Origin of the sequence: Paraburkholderia sp., from assembly GCF_035948235.1 — a bacterium.
Taxonomy (GTDB): Bacteria; Pseudomonadota; Gammaproteobacteria; order Burkholderiales; family Burkholderiaceae; genus Paraburkholderia.
In genome coordinates this window covers 1-17,186 of sequence record NZ_DASZJJ010000227.1, presented here as the reverse complement: position 1 = coordinate 17,186, position 17,186 = coordinate 1, and the positions used below count along the sequence as shown (strand labels likewise).

Genomic DNA, 17,186 nt, shown 5'->3' with positions numbered 1-17,186 from the left:
GCACCGCTTCGATATCCGCGCCCACCCGATCCGCCAGATTCGACATCTCGTTCATGAACGAGATGCGCGTGGCGAGCATCGCATTTGCTGCGTATTTCGTGAACTCAGCCGAGCGCACATCCATGTACAGCGTGCGCTCGTGATTGCGGTTGAACGGCGCGTAGAGGCGCTTCATCTTCTCGCGCGCGATTTCGCCGTTGGCGTCCTCGTCGATGCCGATGATGATGCGGTCCGGACGCATGAAATCGTCCACGGCCGCGCCCTCTTTGAGGAATTCGGGATTCGAGACCACCGAGAAGCGATGCTGCTCGCTCGCGTCGATGCCGCGTTTGGCGAGTTCTTCGGCGACTACGGCCTGCACGCGCTGGGCCGTGCCGACCGGCACCGTCGATTTATCGACGATCACCTTGAAGCCGTTCATGTGGCGGCCGATGCTGCGCGCCGCTTCCAGCACGTACTGCAGGTCGGCGGAACCGTCTTCGTCCGGCGGCGTGCCGACGGCGATGAACTGCACTTCGCCGTGCTCGACGCTCGCAGCGATGTCGGTGGAAAACGTGATGCGGCGCGCCTTGCGATTGCGCTGGATCAGCTCGAGCAGACCTGGCTCGTGGATCGGCACGCCGCCGTTGTTCAGGATGTCGATCTTGCGCGGATCGACGTCGAGGCAGAACACGTCGTGACCGATTTCGGCAAGGCACGCCCCGGTGACGAGGCCAACGTAGCCGGTACCGATAATGGTGATTTTCATACGCGCTCCGGTGACAGATTCGGATGTTGATATTGCATGGTCGCGGGCCGGCTTGATCCGACCCGTCAGCTCGACGCCGGAATCGGCTCGACGCGGCGCGGCGCGTAGGTTTCCCAACCGCTACAGCCCGGGCATTGCCAGTAGAAAAGACGCGCGCGGAAACCGCAGTTCTGGCAGGTATAGCGCGGCAGATTCTTGGTGCGCTGCTGGATCAGCTTGCGCATGAGTTCCAGTTCGCTGCGGCGCGGTTCCTCGGCGGCGGCCTGCTGCGCTTCGAGCAGACGCGTCATGCCGGCGAGATTCGGCGACTTCTGCATCTGCGTGCGCGCGAGCGTGTGAGCCGCGTCGGGGCCGCTCAGCTCGGCAACATATTTATAGGCCACGTCGAGCAGATCGTTCTGCGAATGGCGATCGACCCACTCGGTGAGCAGTTGCGCGCCTTCGGGCGCACGGCCCAGCGTTTCGTAGGCCTTCATGACCTTTTCGGCGACCAGCGGCAAATAGGCGGGATTCTGCGGCTCGACGCGCTTCCACTGCATAAGCGCCGACTGGGCGTCGCCGCTCGCAGCATCCACATCGCCCGCGAGGATCGTAGCGCGCACGTTCTGCGGATTCGCCTTGAGCGCGAGGTCAAGCTGGCGTCGCGCTTCTTCCGGGTTCTTGCGCTGCAGCGCTTCCTGCGCGAGTTCGCAATGGAACTGCGCGATTTCGAGGCCAAGCGGCGCGGCGCCCATGGTCTCGAGCTGGCGCGCGGTGTCGATCGAGCGCTTCCAGTCCTTCTCGATCTCATAGATCGTGAGCAGCGCACGCTGCGCGCCCTGCGCGTAGTCGCCCGACTTGAGCGTGCCGAAGGTTTCCTCGGCACGGTCGAGCAGACCCGCCTTCAGGAAATCCTGGCCGAGTTCAAAGAGTGCGTGGTCGCGCTCGTTCACGGGCAGGTCCGCACGCGAAAGCAGGTTCTGGTGCACGCGGATCGCGCGGTCGGTTTCGCCGCGACGCCGGAACAGGTTACCGAGCGCGAAGTGCAGCTCGACCGTTTCCGGGTCGAGCTTGGCGACTTCGATGAATGCGTCGATCGCCTTGTCCGGCTGTTCGTTGAGCAGGAAGTTCAGGCCGCGAAAATAGGAGCGCGGCAGGTTGGCGCTTTCGGACAGCAGCGCCTTGAGGTCGTAGCGCGACGCCATCCAGCCGAGCGCGAACGCGACGGGAATGACGAGGAGCCACCAGAAATCGAGATCCATGCGAGCGATGGTTTGAGGTTACGTGCCACGCGCCAGGACGAGCGCGCGCGGCGGGTGATTCGAATCAGATGAGCGGCGGCAGCGGCGGTTCCGCGACGACTACAGGCGTTTCGCGCGCAGTGCGCAACTCACGCTTGAGGCGGCCGTTTTCCATGCGCAGCCGGAACATTGCCGGCAGCGCCGAAAGCAGCCCAGCCAGCAGACCGACCACGAAGAACGCCAGCCCGATCAGGATGAGCGGGGCCTGCCACGCATAGCCGGCCAGAAAGTTCAGCGTCGTGGTTTGCGTGTTGGCCAGTGCGAGCACGAGCAGCAGCACGAAGACCAGCACACGGATCACCCAGGCGATCAATCTCATGAAGGATTCTCTTGGCAGTTGCGGGAGAGCGCCGGCGCGGCCGGCTTGCTGCGCCGCAGCAAAGGACGCGCCGAAGTGTCCCGTATTGTAATGGAACGGCCCGCGACCCGGCGCGTGCGCGAAGTCGCACAGTGGGCCGAACAATGCGGGGCGACAAGACACACCTTACACGGCCTGCCCTCGCCTCACACCGCGAAAGGAATGATGAATCAAAAAAGGTGACGAAAAACGGCGGCGCAAAAGCGGGCACTCAAAAAACGCAGACGAAAAAAAAGCGCCGGGTTTAAAAACCCTGCGCTTTCTTCGGTCCATGCACTGGCATCTGGCATTGACCGCCAACGGCTGCAACCGCTGCAATAACCTTGCGGCGATTACAGATCGTCGTCCGGCTCTTCCGCCTTCAGCGGCTCGCCCGAACGACGGTCCACGCGCTCGCGCAGCTCCTTGCCCGGCTTGAAGTGCGGTACGAACTTCTCAGGCACCAACACCTTTTCACCCGACTTGGGATTGCGTCCAACGCGTGACGGCCGGCGATTCAGTCCGAAACTGCCGAAGCCGCGAATTTCGATGCGATGGCCCTTGGCAAGCGCCTCGGACATCGCATCGAGCATCGTTTTGACCGCGAAATCCGCATCCTTGAGAACAAGTTGCGGAAATCGCGTAGCCAGCTGCGCGACCAATTCAGATTTGGTCATACTTCAGCTTGCCCCCGTTTGAGGCTTACTGGTTCTGGCCGTCGAGCTTGGCCTTCAGCAGCGCGCCGAGGTTGGTCGTGCCGGTGGCAGCCGCGCCCGTGTCCGACGACATGCTGCGCAGGGCTTCCTGCGTCTCAGCCGAGTCCTTGGCCTTGATCGACAGGTTGATGCCACGCGACTTGCGATCGATGTTGATGATCATCGCGTTGACCTTGTCGCCTTCCTTCAGCACGTTGCGAGCATCTTCCACGCGGTCTTGCGCGATTTCCGAAGCACGCAGGTAGCCTTCGACGTCGGCGTTCAGGGTGATAACTGCACCCTTTGCGTCGACCGACTTGACCACGCCGTCAACCGTCGAACCCTTGTCGTTGACAGCAACGAAGTTGCTGAACGGGTCGCCTTCGAGCTGCTTGATACCCAGCGAGATGCGTTCCTTCTCGACGTCGATGCCCAGAACCACGGCTTCGACTTCGTCGCCCTTCTTGTACTTGCGAACAGCTTCTTCGCCCGTTTCCGACCACGACAGGTCCGACAGGTGAACCAGACCGTCGATGCCGCCCGGCAGACCGATGAAGACGCCGAAGTCGGTGATCGACTTGATTGCGCCTTGCAGCTTGTCGCCCTTCTTGAAGTTGCGGCTGAAGTCATCCCACGGGTTCGGCTTGCACTGCTTCATGCCGAGCGAGATGCGGCGGCGGTCTTCGTCGATCTCGAGGACCATGACTTCGACTTCGTCGCCCAGCTGGACAACCTTCGACGGAGCAACGTTCTTGTTGGTCCAGTCCATTTCCGACACGTGAACCAGGCCTTCGATGCCCGATTCGACTTCGACGAACGCGCCGTAGTCGGTGATGTTGGTGACCTTACCGAACAGGCGCGTGCCCGACGGGTAACGGCGCGAGATGCCTTCCCACGGATCGTCGCCCAGTTGCTTGATACCGAGCGAAACGCGGTTCTTTTCCTGGTCGAACTTGAGGATCTTTGCCGTGACTTCCTGGCCAACCGACAGCACTTCCGACGGGTGACGCACGCGACGCCATGCGATGTCGGTGATGTGCAGCAGGCCGTCGATGCCGCCGAGGTCCACGAACGCGCCGTAGTCGGTGATGTTCTTGACCACGCCGTTGACGATCGCGCCTTCCTTCAGCGTTTCGAGCAGCTTTGCGCGCTCTTCGCCTTGGGTCGCTTCGATCACAGCGCGGCGCGACAGCACGACGTTGTTACGCTTGCGGTCGAGCTTGATGACGCGGAATTCGAGCGTCTTGCCTTCGTACGGCGTCGTGTCCTTGACCGGACGCGTGTCGACGAGCGAACCCGGCAGGAACGCGCGGATGCCGTTGACCATGACGGTCATGCCGCCCTTGACCTTGCCCGTGATCGTGCCGGTCACGAGTTCGTTGTTGTCGAGAGCCTTTTCCAGCGACAGCCACGAAGCGAGACGCTTCGCCTTGTCGCGCGACAGGATCGTGTCGCCGTAGCCGTTTTCCAGCGCGTCGATCGCGACGGAAACGAAATCGCCCGCCTGCACTTCCACTTCACCCGCGTCGTTCAGGAACTCTTCGAGCGGAATATAGGCTTCGGACTTGAGACCAGCGTTCACGACCACGAAGTTGTGGTCAACACGCACGACTTCGGCGGAGATCACTTCGCCGGCGCGCATGTCTTGACGGGTCAGCGACTCTTCGAACAGAGCCGCAAAAGATTCGGTATTCGGGGTGGAGGTTTGCAGGTCGGACATAAAAATCTGGATTTGCATGGTTTTCGCTGCTCCGACAGCCAGTTTTGACCGGTCGGGCGTTGAGGCCGGAGCGCTTACGTTCGCGGCACAGATGCAAAAGCCACACGGGGTTAAAGGGTTTAAGACACGCCCCGCTTCCCAGCAGGGCACCACTACGTACTACGATTGCTCTTTACTGCAACTTGCCGTGTGCATCTGCATGACGCACGGGGCGCAGTTCGCTCGACTCCTGGTACCACTGCACGACCTGTTCGACCGCCTGGTCGATGGACAGCGCCGAGGTATCCAGCAGCTTCGCATCCGCTGCGGGCTTGAGCGGCGCGGCTGTGCGATTACTATCGCGCGCGTCGCGTTCACGCAAATCCCGGAGCAAGTCATCCATATTAGCAGAAAATCCTTTTTGGATCAATTGCTTATGCCGGCGGGCCGCGCGGGCCTCCACGCTGGCCGTCAGGAACACCTTCAAACCGGCGTCCGGGAAGATCACCGTGCCCATGTCGCGGCCGTCGGCGACAAGGCCCGGCAGCTTGCGGAAGGCCCGTTGACGGGCCACCAGCGCGGTGCGCACGGACGGGTGCGCCGCGATCATCGAAGCCCGGTTACCCACTTCCTCGGCGCGAATTTCGTTCGAAACGTCAACGCCGTCGAGCTGCGCCATGCCTTCGCGGAACGTGATGTGGAGATCGTCGATCAGCTTTTCCAGCCCGTCGGCATCGTCGGCGGCGATCGTGTAGCGCATGCTCGCAAGCGCGGCGAGCCGGTACAGCGCGCCGCTGTCGAGCAGGTGAAAGCCCAGGTGCGCGGCGACCAGCGTGGCCACCGTGCCCTTACCGGAGGCAGTCGGGCCGTCGATCGTGATCACGGGCGTCGGGTAAAAGGGACGAGTCGATTTCATGCGGCGGTCGGTTTCGTGCAGCGAAAATTACGGCTGCTAAAAGAAGTCAGGCAGAAGTCAGGCCAGAATCAGGCTTGCGCGAGCGCCAGGAAGCGCTCGAAGTAATCAGGGAACGTCTTGCCGACGCACTTCGGATCGTTGATGCGCACCGGCACATTGCCCAGGCTCACCAGCGAGAAGCACATCGCCATGCGGTGATCGTCATAAGTGTCGATCGCAGCGTTCGGCGTGAGTTGCTCGGGCGGGCGCACGATCAGGTAATCCGGGCCCTCCTCCACGTCCGCGCCCACCTTGCGCAGCTCCGTGGCCATCGCGGCGATGCGGTCGGTTTCCTTCACGCGCCAGCTCGCGATGTTGCGCAGCGTGGTCGCGCCGTCGGCGAACAAGGCGGCGACGGCGATCGTCATGGCCGCATCGGGAATCAGGTTGAAGTCCATGTCGATCGGGTCGAGCTTGCCGTGATCGTTGCCGATCCCGCGCACCTCGATCCAGTCGTCGGCGACCGTCACGTTCGCGCCCATGCGCATGAGCGCCGCCGCGAACGCGACGTCGCCCTGGATGCTCGAGCGGCCCACGCCTTCCACACGGATCGGGCCGCCGCCAATGGCGCCCGCCGCGAGGAAATACGACGCCGACGACGCATCGCCTTCCACCATGATCTTGCCCGGCGACTGGTAGCGCACGCCCGCCGGCACCTCGAAGCGGTGCCAGCCGTGGCGCTCGACCTTCACGCCGAAGCGCTCCATCAGCTTGATCGTGATCTCGATATAAGGCTTGGAGATCAGCTCGCCGTCGATTTCGACGATCGTCACGCCGCCTTCGGCGCGCACCAGCGGCAGCGTCATCAGCAGCGAAGTGAGGAACTGGCTCGACACGTCGCCACGCACGCGCACCGGCGCGCTCACGTTGATCTGCGCAGGACGGATGCGCAGCGGCGGATAGCCCTCGTTCTCTTCGTAATCGATCTTCGCGCCGATCTGGCGCAGACCGTCGACGAGGTCGCCGATCGGGCGCTCGTGCATGCGCGGCACGCCGTGGATGCGATAGTCGCCGCCGTTGACCGCGAGCGCCGCGGTGAGCGGGCGCACCGCCGTGCCGGCGTTACCGAGGAAGAGATCCGCGCGCACCGCCGTAAAGGCGCCGCGCGTGCCCTGCACGACGCAGGTGTCGCCTTCGCGCTTGAGCTTCACGCCGAGCGTTTCCAGCGCGTCGAGCATCACGCGCGTGTCGTCGGAGTCGAGCAGGTTCGTGATCGTCGTTTCGCCTTCGGCCAGCGCCGCGAGCAGCAGCACGCGGTTCGAGATGCTCTTCGAGCCGGGCAGGCGGATCGTGCCGGACGCACGGGTGAACGGTCCGAGATCGAGGTGTTCCATGAGCGTGTCCTGATGGTGCGGCGTGGCGTGGTCAACAAAGGATGCCAGCGCCCTGCCGCATGACTGATGCCTTACTTGTCGGGTCCTGCTTGCGAGGGCGTCGGTTCATTCGCCGCTTCGCTTGCTGCTGCGCTCTTGCCGCCGCGCTCCTGCCATGCCTTGCGCGCCGCGCGCGAGCGCGTGAACACGGTTTCGAGCGCCTCGCCGTCACCGGCGTCGATGGCCGCGCGCAGCTTCGCCAGCACTTCAGTGTAGGCGTCGAGTTCCGCGAGCAGCGCCGTGCGGTTCGCCAGGCACACGTCGCGCCACATTTCCGGGCTCGACGCGGCAATGCGCGTGAAGTCGCGAAAACCGCCCGCCGCGAACGAGAATTTCAGCTCGGCGTCGGGCGTAGCGAGAATCTGGTCCACCAGCGCGAACGACAGCACGTGCGGCAGATGGCTCACCGAAGCGAACACGCGATCGTGCTGCCCGGCGCTCATCTGGCCGATCACCGCGCCCGTTGCGCGCCACATCTGCGCGATGCGCTCGACGTCCGCCGGGGCGTTTTCGGGCAGCGGGCACAGCACGACGTTGCGGCCGGCGTACAGGTCGGGCAGCGCGGCTTCCACGCCGCTCGACTCGCGGCCCGCAATCGGATGGCCCGGCACGAACTGGCCGATGCGCGCACCCAGCGCCGCACGCGCGGCGGCGATCACGTCGCTTTTGGTGCTGCCCGCGTCGGTGACGATGGTGTGCGGCTGCAGATGCGGCGCGATGCGTTCGAGCAGCATCTGCGTCTGCGCCACGGGCGCGGCGATCAGTACGAGATCCGCGCCGTCGAGCGCGTTGGCCAGCGCCGCGTCGTCGTCGAAGGTCGCAACCGCATCGACGACACCCAGCTCCAGCGCGCGCGCAACCGAATGCGCGCGGCGGCCCACGCCGATCACCTCGCCGCCGTGGCCAGCGCGCTCGCGCAGCCCGCGCGCAAGCGATCCGCCGATCAGGCCGACGCCGAAAATCACCAGCTTGTTGAAAGAGAACGCGCTCACGCCATCACCGAAAAAAGTAGGTTCGCGCACGCGTAACCGACGCGAGCGCGCAACGCATTGCGCAACCCCGTGCGCCAATCAGCGCGAACGCGGATACGAACCGAGGATCTTGAGAAACGCGGCCTTCTTGCCGAGTTCGTCGAGCGCGGCGGCCACTGCCGGTTCGTCGCGATGCCCTTCGAAGTCGATATAGAAGTAGTACTCCCACGTACCGACGCGCGCCGGACGCGATTCGAAACGCGTCATCGACACGCCGTGGCGCGCGAGCGGCTCAAGCAGCTTGTAGACCGCGCCCGGCTCGTTCTTCACCGACACGATCATCGACGTCTGGTCGTGACCCGACACGCCCGCCGGCTGCTTGCCGATCATCACGAAGCGCGTGCGGTTGTGCGGATCGTCCTGGATCAGCGCGTTGGCGATCAGCAGGCCGTAGTGCGTGGCCGCGCGTTCGCCCGCGATGGCCGCAACCGTGGGATCTTCCGATGCGAGGCGTGCGGCTTCGGCGTTGCTCGACACGGCCTGGCGCTCCAGATGCGGCGCGTTCGCCGTGAGCCAGTGCTGACACTGCGCGAGCGCTTGCGGATGCGCGCACACGCGCGTCACGCCCGCGAGCTTGCCGCTTTGCGTCATCAGGTTGTGCTGGATCGGCATGGCGATTTCGCCGCCGATCACCAGTTGCGTCTGCAGGAACAGATCGAGCGTGCGCGACACTGCGCCTTCGGTCGAATTCTCGACCGGCACCACGCCGAATTCGGACGCGCCGGATTCGACCGCGCGGAACACTTCGTCGATCGACGGGCACGGCAGACCTTCGATCGACTGACCGAAGTACGCGTACATCGCCTGCTCGCTATAGGTGCCGACCGGCCCGAGGAACGCGGCCGTGATGGTCTTTTCGAGCGAGCGGCTCGCGGCCATGATCTCGCGCCAGATCGCGCTGATGTGATCGTTGCCAAGCGGCCCGTCGCTCAGGCCCTGCAGGCGCTCGATCACCTGAAGCTCGCGCTCCGGGCGAAACACGGGCGCGTTGAAGTGCTTCTTGACCTCGCCCACTTCGAGCGCGACCGAAGCGCGCTGGTTCAGGAGCGCGATGAGCTGCGCGTCGATGGCATCGATGCGCTCGCGCAACGGCTTGAGTTGAGAATTGAGTTCGTCGTCCATGCGTGAAACCGGCAATCTGGAAGGATAAATACGAAACGATGGGCAGCCTGCGTCAGGCGTGCTTCGCTTCGAATTCCTTCATGTACTCGACAAGTGCCTGCACTGCTTCGAGCGGCACCGCGTTGTAAATCGACGCCCGCATGCCGCCGACGGACTTGTGGCCCTTCAGCTGCAGAAGCCCGCGCGCCTTCGCGCCGGCCAGGAAATCATCATTACGTGTTTCGTCGGCGAGGAAGAACGGTACGTTCATCCGCGAGCGCGCGCGGCGCTCCACCTTATTGATGTAGAAGCTGCTCGCGTCGATCGTGTCGTAGAGCAGTCCTGCTTTTTCGATATTGCGCGCCTCGATGGCTTCGAGGCCACCCTGGCGCTTCAACCACTTGAACACGAGGCCCGCGATATAGATCGCGTACGTGGGCGGCGTGTTGAACATGGAGTTGTTGGCGGCGACCGTCTTCCATTCGAACGCCGACGGGCAGATGGGCATCGAACGGTCGAGCAGATCCTCGCGCACGATCACAACCGTCACGCCCGCCATGCCGATATTCTTCTGCGCGCCGCCGTAGAGCACGCCGTACTTGGCGATGTCCATCGGGCGCGAGAGGATGTGCGACGAGGCATCCGCAACCAGCGGAATATCGCCCAGATCGGGGATTTCGAAGGTCTCGACGCCGTCGATCGTCTCGTTGGTGCACAGATGCACGTAGGCGGGATCGTCGGAGAGCTGCCATTCGCTTTTCGGCGGCGAATGCGTGAAACCGGCTTCGGTCTTGCCCGTGGCAGCGATGTGCGAGGCGCCGTACTTGAGCGCTTCCTTCTGCGACTTCTGCGACCACGAACCGGTGATGACGTAGTCCGCGCGCGGCTTCGCGCCGAACAGGTTGAGCGGCACGATGGCGTTTTCGCCGATGCCGCCGCCCTGCAGGAACAGGATCTGGTGGCTCGCAGGGACCTGCATCAGATCGCGCAGATCGAGCAGCGCTTCGCTGTGGATCTGCATGAATTCGGGACCGCGATGGCTCATTTCCATCACGCCCATGCCGCTGCCGTGCCAGTCGAGCATTTCGTCGGCGGCCTGACGGAGAACTTCTTCAGGCAGTGCAGCCGGTCCGGCGGAGAAGTTGAAGACGCGCATCGTTTGGAGATCCCCGAGGCGGGCGCTGCGGCAATGGAGGCCGGGACGCGCCGAAAAAAGAAAATGGCCGTCTGCGCTTATCGCGCAAACGGCCATTATCGCATTGTCACCGGGAACCCGCCAACGCGGGGTTCCGGGACAACGCGGCTCGATCTGGCCCGCGTTTGCCGCACGCTTATATACAGCGGCGGCGAACGCGGTCAGCGAGGCGTGCTTACTTGCCCGGCTTGACTGCAGCGACTTCCTTGTCAGCCTGGTCGCGCGTTGCCTTGATCGATTGCGGCATGTACTTCTGCATCAGGCCGTTGACCACGTCGCGGCCAACCTGATCTTGAACCTGGATGAACTTGCGGCCGGTCGGGCTGCGATAGAACGTCGACAGATCCTTGATTTCCTGCGTGCTGTAGTACTTGGCGTAGGCTTCGTACTGCGCTTCCATTGCGTCCTGCTTGAAGCTGTCGGTTGCGAAGACCTGGCCTGCGCCGTCAACCAGCTTCGGCACTGCGTTCTTCTGCAGCGTCGGGACAGCAGCTTGCTTCTGCTTGTCCGTCATCGTCTTGTTTTCCGACAGCGCGTCCGAGAGGATCGCCGGCACGAGCTGCTTGGCTTGCATCTGTGCGCTGTTGCCGATTGCGCCGACGAGCTTCTGCGCGTCGATTGCGTCCAGCAGGTCCTTGATCGCAGCTTGCTTGGCCGGATCAATCGGTGCTGCGGCAGCAGCCGGAGCCGCTGCCGGCGCCTGGGACTGGAGCGCCTGAGCCATGGCAAACGTCGGCACGAGAGCGGCCAGCAACATAACCTGCTTGAATCGTTTTTGCATCATTACTCCCTCTGTGAAATTAATCGAATTGCCTGCCGTGCGGACTGCGGGGCGCGCCTGATACTGCCTGATTACGGCTAGATCCGTAACCTTCGCGCCCACGGCCCGATCCGCCCGGCATCATTCAAAACCCGCAGTGCCGATCGGCCTTGAAGGCCACCATGACACCGCCGGCAAATAACCCAAAATCAGAACCCAAAAACAGCCCAGATATTCTTGCCAGCAAACCACAAGCGAAACGCCTGACACGAAGCGGCCCGCTCGCGCGGGCCGTTCAGTCCTGCGGGCTTAAGCCTTACTCCTCGCTTTCGCCCTCACCCTCGCCTTCGGCGATATCGCCGTCGGCATCGGCTTCGGCAACCTGCTGCAGGCCCGAGAGCTTCGTGCCTTCGTCAAGGCTGATGAGTGTAACACCTTGCGTTGCGCGGCCCATTTCGCGAATTTCCGAGACACGTGTGCGGATCAGCACACCCGTGGTCGTGATCAGCATGATCTGCGCTTCCGGGTCCACGAGCGTCGCGGCCACCACCTTGCCGTTGCGCTCCGAGGTCTGGATCGCAATCATGCCCTTGGTGCCGCGGCCGTGGCGCGTGTACTCGGTGATCGGCGTGCGCTTGCCGTAACCATTTTCGGTAGCGGTCAGCACGGATTGCTGTTCGTCGCCGGCCACCAGCAGGGCGATCACCTGCTGGCCGTCGTCGAGCTGCATGCCGCGCACGCCGCGTGCCTCGCGGCCCATCGGACGCACGTCGTTCTCGTCGAAGCGCACGGCCTTGCCGGCGTCCGAGAACAGCATGACATCGTGTTCGCCGTCCGTGATGGCCGCGCCGATCAGGTAATCGCCGTCGTCCAGACCGACCGCAATAATACCCTTGCGCAGCGGGCGGCTGAAGGCCTCAAGCGGCGTCTTCTTGACCGTGCCCAGGGCAGTCGCCATAAAGACGAACTTGTCGGCCGAGAATTCCTTCACCGGCAGCACCACCGTGATCTTCTCGCCGTCCTGCAGCGGGAACATGTTCACGATCGGACGGCCGCGCGAGTTGCGCGAACCTTGCGGAACCTCATAGACCTTGACCCAGTACACGCGGCCACGGTTCGAGAAGCACAGGATGTGGTCGTGCGTATTGGCGATGAAGAGCGTGTCGATCCAGTCGTCGTCCTTCATCGACGTCGCCTGCTTGCCGCGGCCACCGCGCTTCTGGGCGCGATATTCGGACAGCGGCTGCGACTTCACGTAACCCGAATGTGACATGGTCACGACCATGTCCTGCGGCGTGATCAGGTCTTCGGTGTTCAGCTCGGTCGCGTTCATCTCGATCTTCGAGCGGCGGGCATCGCCGAATTCGCTCTTGATCGCGGTGAGTTCGTCGGAAATCATCGTCGTTACGCGTTCCGGGCGCGCAAGGATGTCGAGCAGGTCGGCGATCTGGGCCATGACTTCGCGGTACTCGCCGATGATCTTGTCCTGCTCCAGACCCGTCAGGCGCTGCAGACGCATTTGCAGGATTTCCTGCGCCTGCGTGTCGGACAGACGGTAGAGACCGTCGCCCTGCATACCATAAAGCGGGTTGAGCCCTTCCGGACGATAGGCTTCGCGACCACCCGCCGAGGCATTGTCCTGCTCGGCGCGCTGGAGCATCTCGCGCACCAGCGACGAATCCCACGACTGGTTCATCAACTCCTGCTTCGCGATAGGCGGCGTGGGCGCAGCCTTGATGATCGCGATGAAGTCGTCGATGTTGGCGAGCGCCACGGCCAGGCCTTCCAGCACGTGACCGCGTTCGCGCGCCTTGCGCAGTTCGTACACCGTGCGGCGCGTGAGCACTTCGCGGCGGTGCGACAGGAAATGCTGGAGCATTTCCTTGAGGTTCAGCAGCTTCGGCTGGTTATCCACCAGCGCGACCATGTTCATGCCGAACGTGTCCTGCAGCTGCGTCGCCTTGTACAGGTTGTTGAGGATCACCTCGGGCACTTCGCCGCGCTTGAGCTCGATCACGACACGCATGCCGCTCTTGTCGGACTCGTCGCGAATGTCGGAAATGCCTTCGAGCTTTTTCTCGTTGACGAGTTCGGCGATGCGCTCGAGCAGCGAACGCTTGTTCACCTGATACGGCAGTTCGTCGACGATGATCGCCATGCGCTGGCCGCGATCGATCTCTTCAAAGTGCGTGGCGGCGCGCATCACGACGCGCCCGCGCCCCGTGCGATAGCCGTCGCGCACGCCGGCGACGCCGTAAATAATGCCGGCGGTCGGGAAATCGGGCGCGGGGATGATCTCGATCAACTCGTCGATCGTGGCCTCGGGCGTCTTGAGCAGATGCTGGCAGGCGTCGACAACTTCGTTGAGATTGTGCGGCGGGATATTCGTGGCCATGCCGACCGCGATACCCGACGAGCCGTTGATCAGCAGGTTCGGGATGCGCGCGGGCAGGATCAGCGGCTCGCTTTCGCTGCCGTCGTAGTTCGGCCCGAAGTCGACCGTTTCCTTGTCGATATCGGCCAGCAGTTCGTGACCGATCTTCGCCATGCGGATTTCGGTGTAACGCATGGCCGCGGCGTTGTCGCCGTCGATCGAGCCGAAGTTGCCCTGGCCGTCGACCAGCATGTAGCGCAGCGAAAAGTTCTGCGCCATGCGGACGATGGTGTCGTAGACAGCCGTGTCGCCGTGCGGGTGGTACTTACCGATCACGTCGCCGACGATACGCGCCGACTTCTTGTAAGCGCGGTTCCAGTCGTTGTTCAACTCGTGCATTGCATACAGCACGCGCCGGTGCACGGGCTTCAGGCCGTCGCGCACATCCGGAAGCGCCCGCCCCACGATCACGCTCATCGCGTAATCGAGATACGAGCGGCGCATTTCCTCCTCTAGGGAGATAGGCAGAGTCTCTTTGGCGAATTGATCCATTATCGATGTCGTTGTCGGGCACGCGCAGTGCTAACGGCGAAAGCCGCCGGAAGCCCTGGGTTGCACCCTGCTGTCGCATGGACGCCGCAGACGCAGCGCAATCTTCCGATTCTATCACGCGCGGCACCCCCGCCCGCCGTCCAGGAGCGATGCACGTATACCTATTAGAGGGGGAGCTTGCGGCGGCTTTCCAGAGCCCCATAAGCAGCCTGGGAGCAACCTTGAAGCTGTACGGAAGATGACACGCGGAAACGACTAATTAAATAAGCGCAGCAGTTGTAGTTTCGCCTCATATACGCGCGCGTTTACCTTTCGAATATGACAATAAACAGCATCCGCGGAATGATCGCTTGCGCTTCCCCAACAACCAGGCACACTACCAGGAGAACGGGCGGGAACTTTTTGTTGCGGGTCTACCACATTCGACAAGCCCCAAAGAAAGGGGCGGATTTTTTTTATCGTTGGAAGGGAACGATATGGCAAAATGCCAACGCACAAAGAGTTAGACACCGCTCGAAGTCTACACAAGACGTGCCCTACAACGCGCCAATGTTATACTTCGAGCAATGTATGACTTGTCTTCGTCATATGGCTCGCAGTAAACCTGCGGTAATCTCAATTTCGAGAGGAGAAATATGAATAAACTTTCAAAGCTCGCGTTCATTGCAGCTACCGCAGTAGTCGCTGCAACCGCCCAGGCACAATCGGTGCCGGCGTCGCGACAAGCCGTCAATGACAACTGGGTGAATGGTACCGGCGAATACGTGTGGATGAACGGCACGAACGAGCTTTGCTGGCGCGATGCATTCTGGACGCCGGCCACGGCCAACGCAAAGTGCGATGGCGCACTGGTCGCCCAGGCACCGACGCCGCCGGTCGCTCCGGTTGCTCCGGCCATCACGAGCCAGAAGATCACGTATCAAGCTGACGCCCTGTTCGACTTCGACAAGGCTGTCCTGAAGCCGGCTGGCAAGGAAAAGCTGGACGATCTGGCAAGCAAGATCCAGGCTCTGAACCTTGAAGTCGTCGTTGCAACGGGCTACACGGACCGCATCGGTTCGGCTGCCTACAACGACCGTCTGTCGCTGCGCCGTGCGCAAGCCGTCAAGTCGTACCTGGTCAGCAAGGGTGTGCCGGCTGAGCGCGTCTACACGGAAGGCAAGGGCAAGCGTAACCCGGTCACCACGGGTTGCAACCAGAAGAACCGCAAGCAGCTGATCTCGTGCCTCGCACCGGATCGCCGCGTTGAAGTCGAAGTCGTCGGCACGCAAAAGCAGTAATCTGCGAGCTGCGACAGCAAGACTCAAAAGCCCCGCTCAGGCGGGGCTTTTTTTATTGTGCGATTCATTTGAATCGTGGCGATATTTGTATGCATTTGTAAGTGAACGTCCCGCTAACTCACGGGCATGAGGACTGCGCTCTGGCGAGCGATCCGGCGCGGCTATTGCCGCCCTGTTTTGCCGTCGCACCCGCGCGCCCTTATACTCTGGGCTTGTTCCACCTTCGCTTGCGCGCTTCAGGCCAATCCGACATGACGAATGCCGATCCCCACGAACTGCAGAAATTCAGCGATCTCGCTCATCGCTGGTGGGACCCGAACGCGGAGTTCAAGCCGCTGCACGAGCTGAATCCCATCCGTCTGGGCTGGATCGACAGCCATGCGCATCTGACAGGCAAGCGTGTGCTCGATATCGGTTGCGGCGGCGGCATCCTGTCGGAGTCGATGGCGGGTCTCGGTGCGAACGTAAAAGGCATCGACCTGTCCAGCGAAGCGCTGGGCGTGGCCGACCTGCACAGCCTCGAAAGCGGCATCACGCTGGAATACGAAGAGATCGCCGCCGAGGCAATCGCCGCGCGCGAGCCCGGCTCGTTCGACGTGGTGACGTGCATGGAAATGCTCGAACACGTGCCCGAGCCGCTGAGCGTGGTCAAAGCCTGCGCCACGCTGGTCAAGCCGGGCGGCTGGGTGTTCTTCTCGACGCTCAACCGCAACGTGAAGTCCTATCTGCTGGCCGTGATCGGCGCGGAATACATCGCGCAGATGCTGCCCAAGGGCACGCACGACTACGCGCGCTTTATCCGTCCGTCGGAACTCGCGGGCTTCGCGCGTCAGGCCGGCTTGAGCGCGGCCGAAATCAAGGGCATCACCTACAACCCGCTCACGCGTCGTTTCGCGCTGTCGAACGACTCGAGCGTCAATTACATGATCGCCTGCCGGCGCGACGCCTGAACCGGCGCTGCCCTCTCCGATATGACACAGAACACGCCTGAAAGCCCGGCGGCGGACGGCGCGGCGCTCGCCGCCTGCGACGCCGTCCTGTTCGACTTCGACGGCACGCTCGCCGATACGGCACCCGACCTCGCGGCCGCAGTCAATCAGATGCGCCACGCGCGCGGCCTGGCGCCCGCTGCGTACGAGAAGCTGCGCCCGCTCGCCTCCGCCGGCGCGCGCGGCCTGATCGGCGGCGCCTTCGGCATTGGCCCTGACGATCGCGAGTTTGCCGCCATGCGCGAGGAATTCCTCGCCAACTACGCGGCCAACCTGCGCGTGGAGACGGCGCTGTTCCCGGGCATCGACGAGGTCCTCGACGATCTCGACGCGCGCGGCGTGCGCTGGGGCATCGTGACCAACAAGGTCGCGCGCCTGACAGACCCGCTCGTCAAGCTCATGCACCTCGATACGCGCGCGGCCTGCGTGGTGAGCGGCGATACGACACCTTATTCGAAGCCCCACCCCGCGCCGCTGCTCCATGCAGCGCAGGCGCTGGGCGTCGACGCCACGCGTGTGGTCTATGTGGGCGACGATCTGCGCGACGTGCAGGCCGGTCACGCCGCGGGCATGGCGACCATCGCCGCCGCCTACGGCTACTGCGGCAACATCGAGCCGCCCTCGCAGTGGAACGCCGATTTCGTGGCCGACACCGCCGAGGCGCTGTTCGCCCTGCTGCAACACGTCAAGCCCCGCACCTGAGGCCATCGCGCCCTTGAAATGGGCGCGGTTCGCCTCATCTGCCGATCTATGGGATAATTGTCCCTTCCTCTGGGGCCGACCTGGTTTCGACAGGGGTTATGAAGTAGGCAGGGCA

15 protein-coding genes are annotated in these 17,186 nt (G+C 63.1%); 3 read left to right on the top strand and 12 right to left on the bottom strand.

Going from position 1 to position 17,186, the window contains the following annotated elements:
• The 12 genes from VG320_RS19725 to gyrA form a co-directional block, all read right to left on the bottom strand.
• The coding region (locus VG320_RS19725; RefSeq protein WP_327201761.1) for a UDP-glucose dehydrogenase family protein at positions 1 to 748 on the bottom strand (748 nt) is incomplete at its 3' end.
• Positions 749 to 813: 65 nt separating this feature from the next.
• Complete coding sequence (gene lapB / locus VG320_RS19720) at positions 814 to 1,989, bottom strand: lipopolysaccharide assembly protein LapB (protein WP_327201760.1); 1,176 nt, start codon at positions 1,987 to 1,989, stop codon at positions 814 to 816.
• Positions 1,990 to 2,053: 64 nt separating this feature from the next.
• Positions 2,054 to 2,347 carry a lipopolysaccharide assembly protein LapA domain-containing protein gene (locus VG320_RS19715; protein ID WP_199123894.1) on the bottom strand — a complete coding sequence of 98 codons (294 nt, stop codon included), beginning with the start codon at positions 2,345 to 2,347 and terminating at the stop codon, positions 2,054 to 2,056.
• Positions 2,348 to 2,718: 371 nt separating this feature from the next.
• Positions 2,719 to 3,042: an integration host factor subunit beta gene (locus tag VG320_RS19710; RefSeq protein ID WP_103707056.1), complete on the bottom strand. Its 324-nt coding sequence runs from the start codon at positions 3,040 to 3,042 to the stop codon at positions 2,719 to 2,721.
• Positions 3,043 to 3,067: 25 nt separating this feature from the next.
• A complete protein-coding gene (gene rpsA, locus VG320_RS19705; RefSeq protein ID WP_103707055.1) occupies positions 3,068 to 4,798 on the bottom strand; it encodes a 30S ribosomal protein S1 in 1,731 nt (576 codons plus the stop codon).
• A gap of 154 nt (positions 4,799 to 4,952) precedes the next feature.
• Positions 4,953 to 5,675, bottom strand: coding sequence for a (d)CMP kinase (gene cmk, locus VG320_RS19700; protein WP_327201759.1), 723 nt, complete (start codon positions 5,673 to 5,675; stop codon positions 4,953 to 4,955).
• 68 nt (positions 5,676 to 5,743) lie between these two features.
• Complete coding sequence (aroA, locus tag VG320_RS19695) at positions 5,744 to 7,048, bottom strand: 3-phosphoshikimate 1-carboxyvinyltransferase (RefSeq protein ID WP_327201758.1); 1,305 nt, start codon at positions 7,046 to 7,048, stop codon at positions 5,744 to 5,746.
• 71 nt (positions 7,049 to 7,119) lie between these two features.
• Positions 7,120 to 8,079 (bottom strand): prephenate dehydrogenase, encoded by a 960-nt coding sequence (locus tag VG320_RS19690; protein ID WP_327201757.1) that lies wholly within the window; start codon positions 8,077 to 8,079, stop codon positions 7,120 to 7,122.
• 78 nt (positions 8,080 to 8,157) lie between these two features.
• A complete protein-coding gene (pheA, locus tag VG320_RS19685) occupies positions 8,158 to 9,240 on the bottom strand; it encodes a prephenate dehydratase (RefSeq protein WP_327201756.1) in 1,083 nt (360 codons plus the stop codon).
• A 52-nt stretch (positions 9,241 to 9,292) separates the two neighbouring features.
• Positions 9,293 to 10,375 (bottom strand): 3-phosphoserine/phosphohydroxythreonine transaminase, encoded by a 1,083-nt coding sequence (gene serC, locus VG320_RS19680; RefSeq protein WP_327201755.1) that lies wholly within the window; start codon positions 10,373 to 10,375, stop codon positions 9,293 to 9,295.
• 214 nt (positions 10,376 to 10,589) lie between these two features.
• Entirely contained in the window at positions 10,590 to 11,195 is a 606-nt protein-coding gene (locus VG320_RS19675; RefSeq protein ID WP_327201754.1) for a DUF2059 domain-containing protein, read from the bottom strand.
• Positions 11,196 to 11,490: 295 nt separating this feature from the next.
• Positions 11,491 to 14,100 carry a DNA gyrase subunit A gene (gyrA, locus tag VG320_RS19670; RefSeq protein WP_327201753.1) on the bottom strand — a complete coding sequence of 870 codons (2,610 nt, stop codon included), beginning with the start codon at positions 14,098 to 14,100 and terminating at the stop codon, positions 11,491 to 11,493.
• A gap of 635 nt (positions 14,101 to 14,735) precedes the next feature.
• Between gyrA and ompA the strand changes: the two genes are divergently transcribed.
• The 3 genes from ompA to gph all read left to right on the top strand — a co-directional run bounded on the left by ompA (position 14,736) and on the right by gph (position 17,071).
• Positions 14,736 to 15,380 (top strand): outer membrane protein OmpA, encoded by a 645-nt coding sequence (gene ompA / locus VG320_RS19665; RefSeq protein ID WP_103707049.1) that lies wholly within the window; start codon positions 14,736 to 14,738, stop codon positions 15,378 to 15,380.
• Positions 15,381 to 15,631: 251 nt separating this feature from the next.
• Positions 15,632 to 16,330, top strand: a complete 699-nt coding sequence (gene ubiG / locus VG320_RS19660) for a bifunctional 2-polyprenyl-6-hydroxyphenol methylase/3-demethylubiquinol 3-O-methyltransferase UbiG (protein WP_327201752.1) — start codon at positions 15,632 to 15,634, stop codon at positions 16,328 to 16,330.
• Between the two features lie 21 nt (positions 16,331 to 16,351).
• Complete coding sequence (gph, locus tag VG320_RS19655) at positions 16,352 to 17,071, top strand: phosphoglycolate phosphatase (RefSeq protein ID WP_327201751.1); 720 nt, start codon at positions 16,352 to 16,354, stop codon at positions 17,069 to 17,071.
• The last annotated feature ends 115 nt before the right edge of the window (positions 17,072 to 17,186 follow it).

Bases quoted from the DNA above. Each gene is read 5' to 3' on its own strand.
- lapB (WP_327201760.1), bottom strand. From the start codon at position 1,989: ATGGATCTCGATTTCTGGTGGCTCCTCGTCATTCCCGTCGCGTTCGCG.
- VG320_RS19715 (WP_199123894.1), bottom strand. From the start codon at position 2,347: ATGAGATTGATCGCCTGGGTGATCCGTGTGCTGGTCTTCGTGCTGCTG.
- VG320_RS19710 (WP_103707056.1), bottom strand. From the start codon at position 3,042: ATGACCAAATCTGAATTGGTCGCGCAGCTGGCTACGCGATTTCCGCAA.
- rpsA (WP_103707055.1), bottom strand. From the start codon at position 4,798: ATGCAAATCCAGATTTTTATGTCCGACCTGCAAACCTCCACCCCGAAT.
- cmk (WP_327201759.1), bottom strand. From the start codon at position 5,675: ATGAAATCGACTCGTCCCTTTTACCCGACGCCCGTGATCACGATCGAC.
- aroA (WP_327201758.1), bottom strand. From the start codon at position 7,048: ATGGAACACCTCGATCTCGGACCGTTCACCCGTGCGTCCGGCACGATC.
- pheA (WP_327201756.1), bottom strand. From the start codon at position 9,240: ATGGACGACGAACTCAATTCTCAACTCAAGCCGTTGCGCGAGCGCATC.
- serC (WP_327201755.1), bottom strand. From the start codon at position 10,375: ATGCGCGTCTTCAACTTCTCCGCCGGACCGGCTGCACTGCCTGAAGAA.
- VG320_RS19675 (WP_327201754.1), bottom strand. From the start codon at position 11,195: ATGCAAAAACGATTCAAGCAGGTTATGTTGCTGGCCGCTCTCGTGCCG.
- gyrA (WP_327201753.1), bottom strand. From the start codon at position 14,100: ATGGATCAATTCGCCAAAGAGACTCTGCCTATCTCCCTAGAGGAGGAA.
- ompA (WP_103707049.1), top strand. From the start codon at position 14,736: ATGAATAAACTTTCAAAGCTCGCGTTCATTGCAGCTACCGCAGTAGTC.
- ubiG (WP_327201752.1), top strand. From the start codon at position 15,632: ATGACGAATGCCGATCCCCACGAACTGCAGAAATTCAGCGATCTCGCT.
- gph (WP_327201751.1), top strand. From the start codon at position 16,352: ATGACACAGAACACGCCTGAAAGCCCGGCGGCGGACGGCGCGGCGCTC.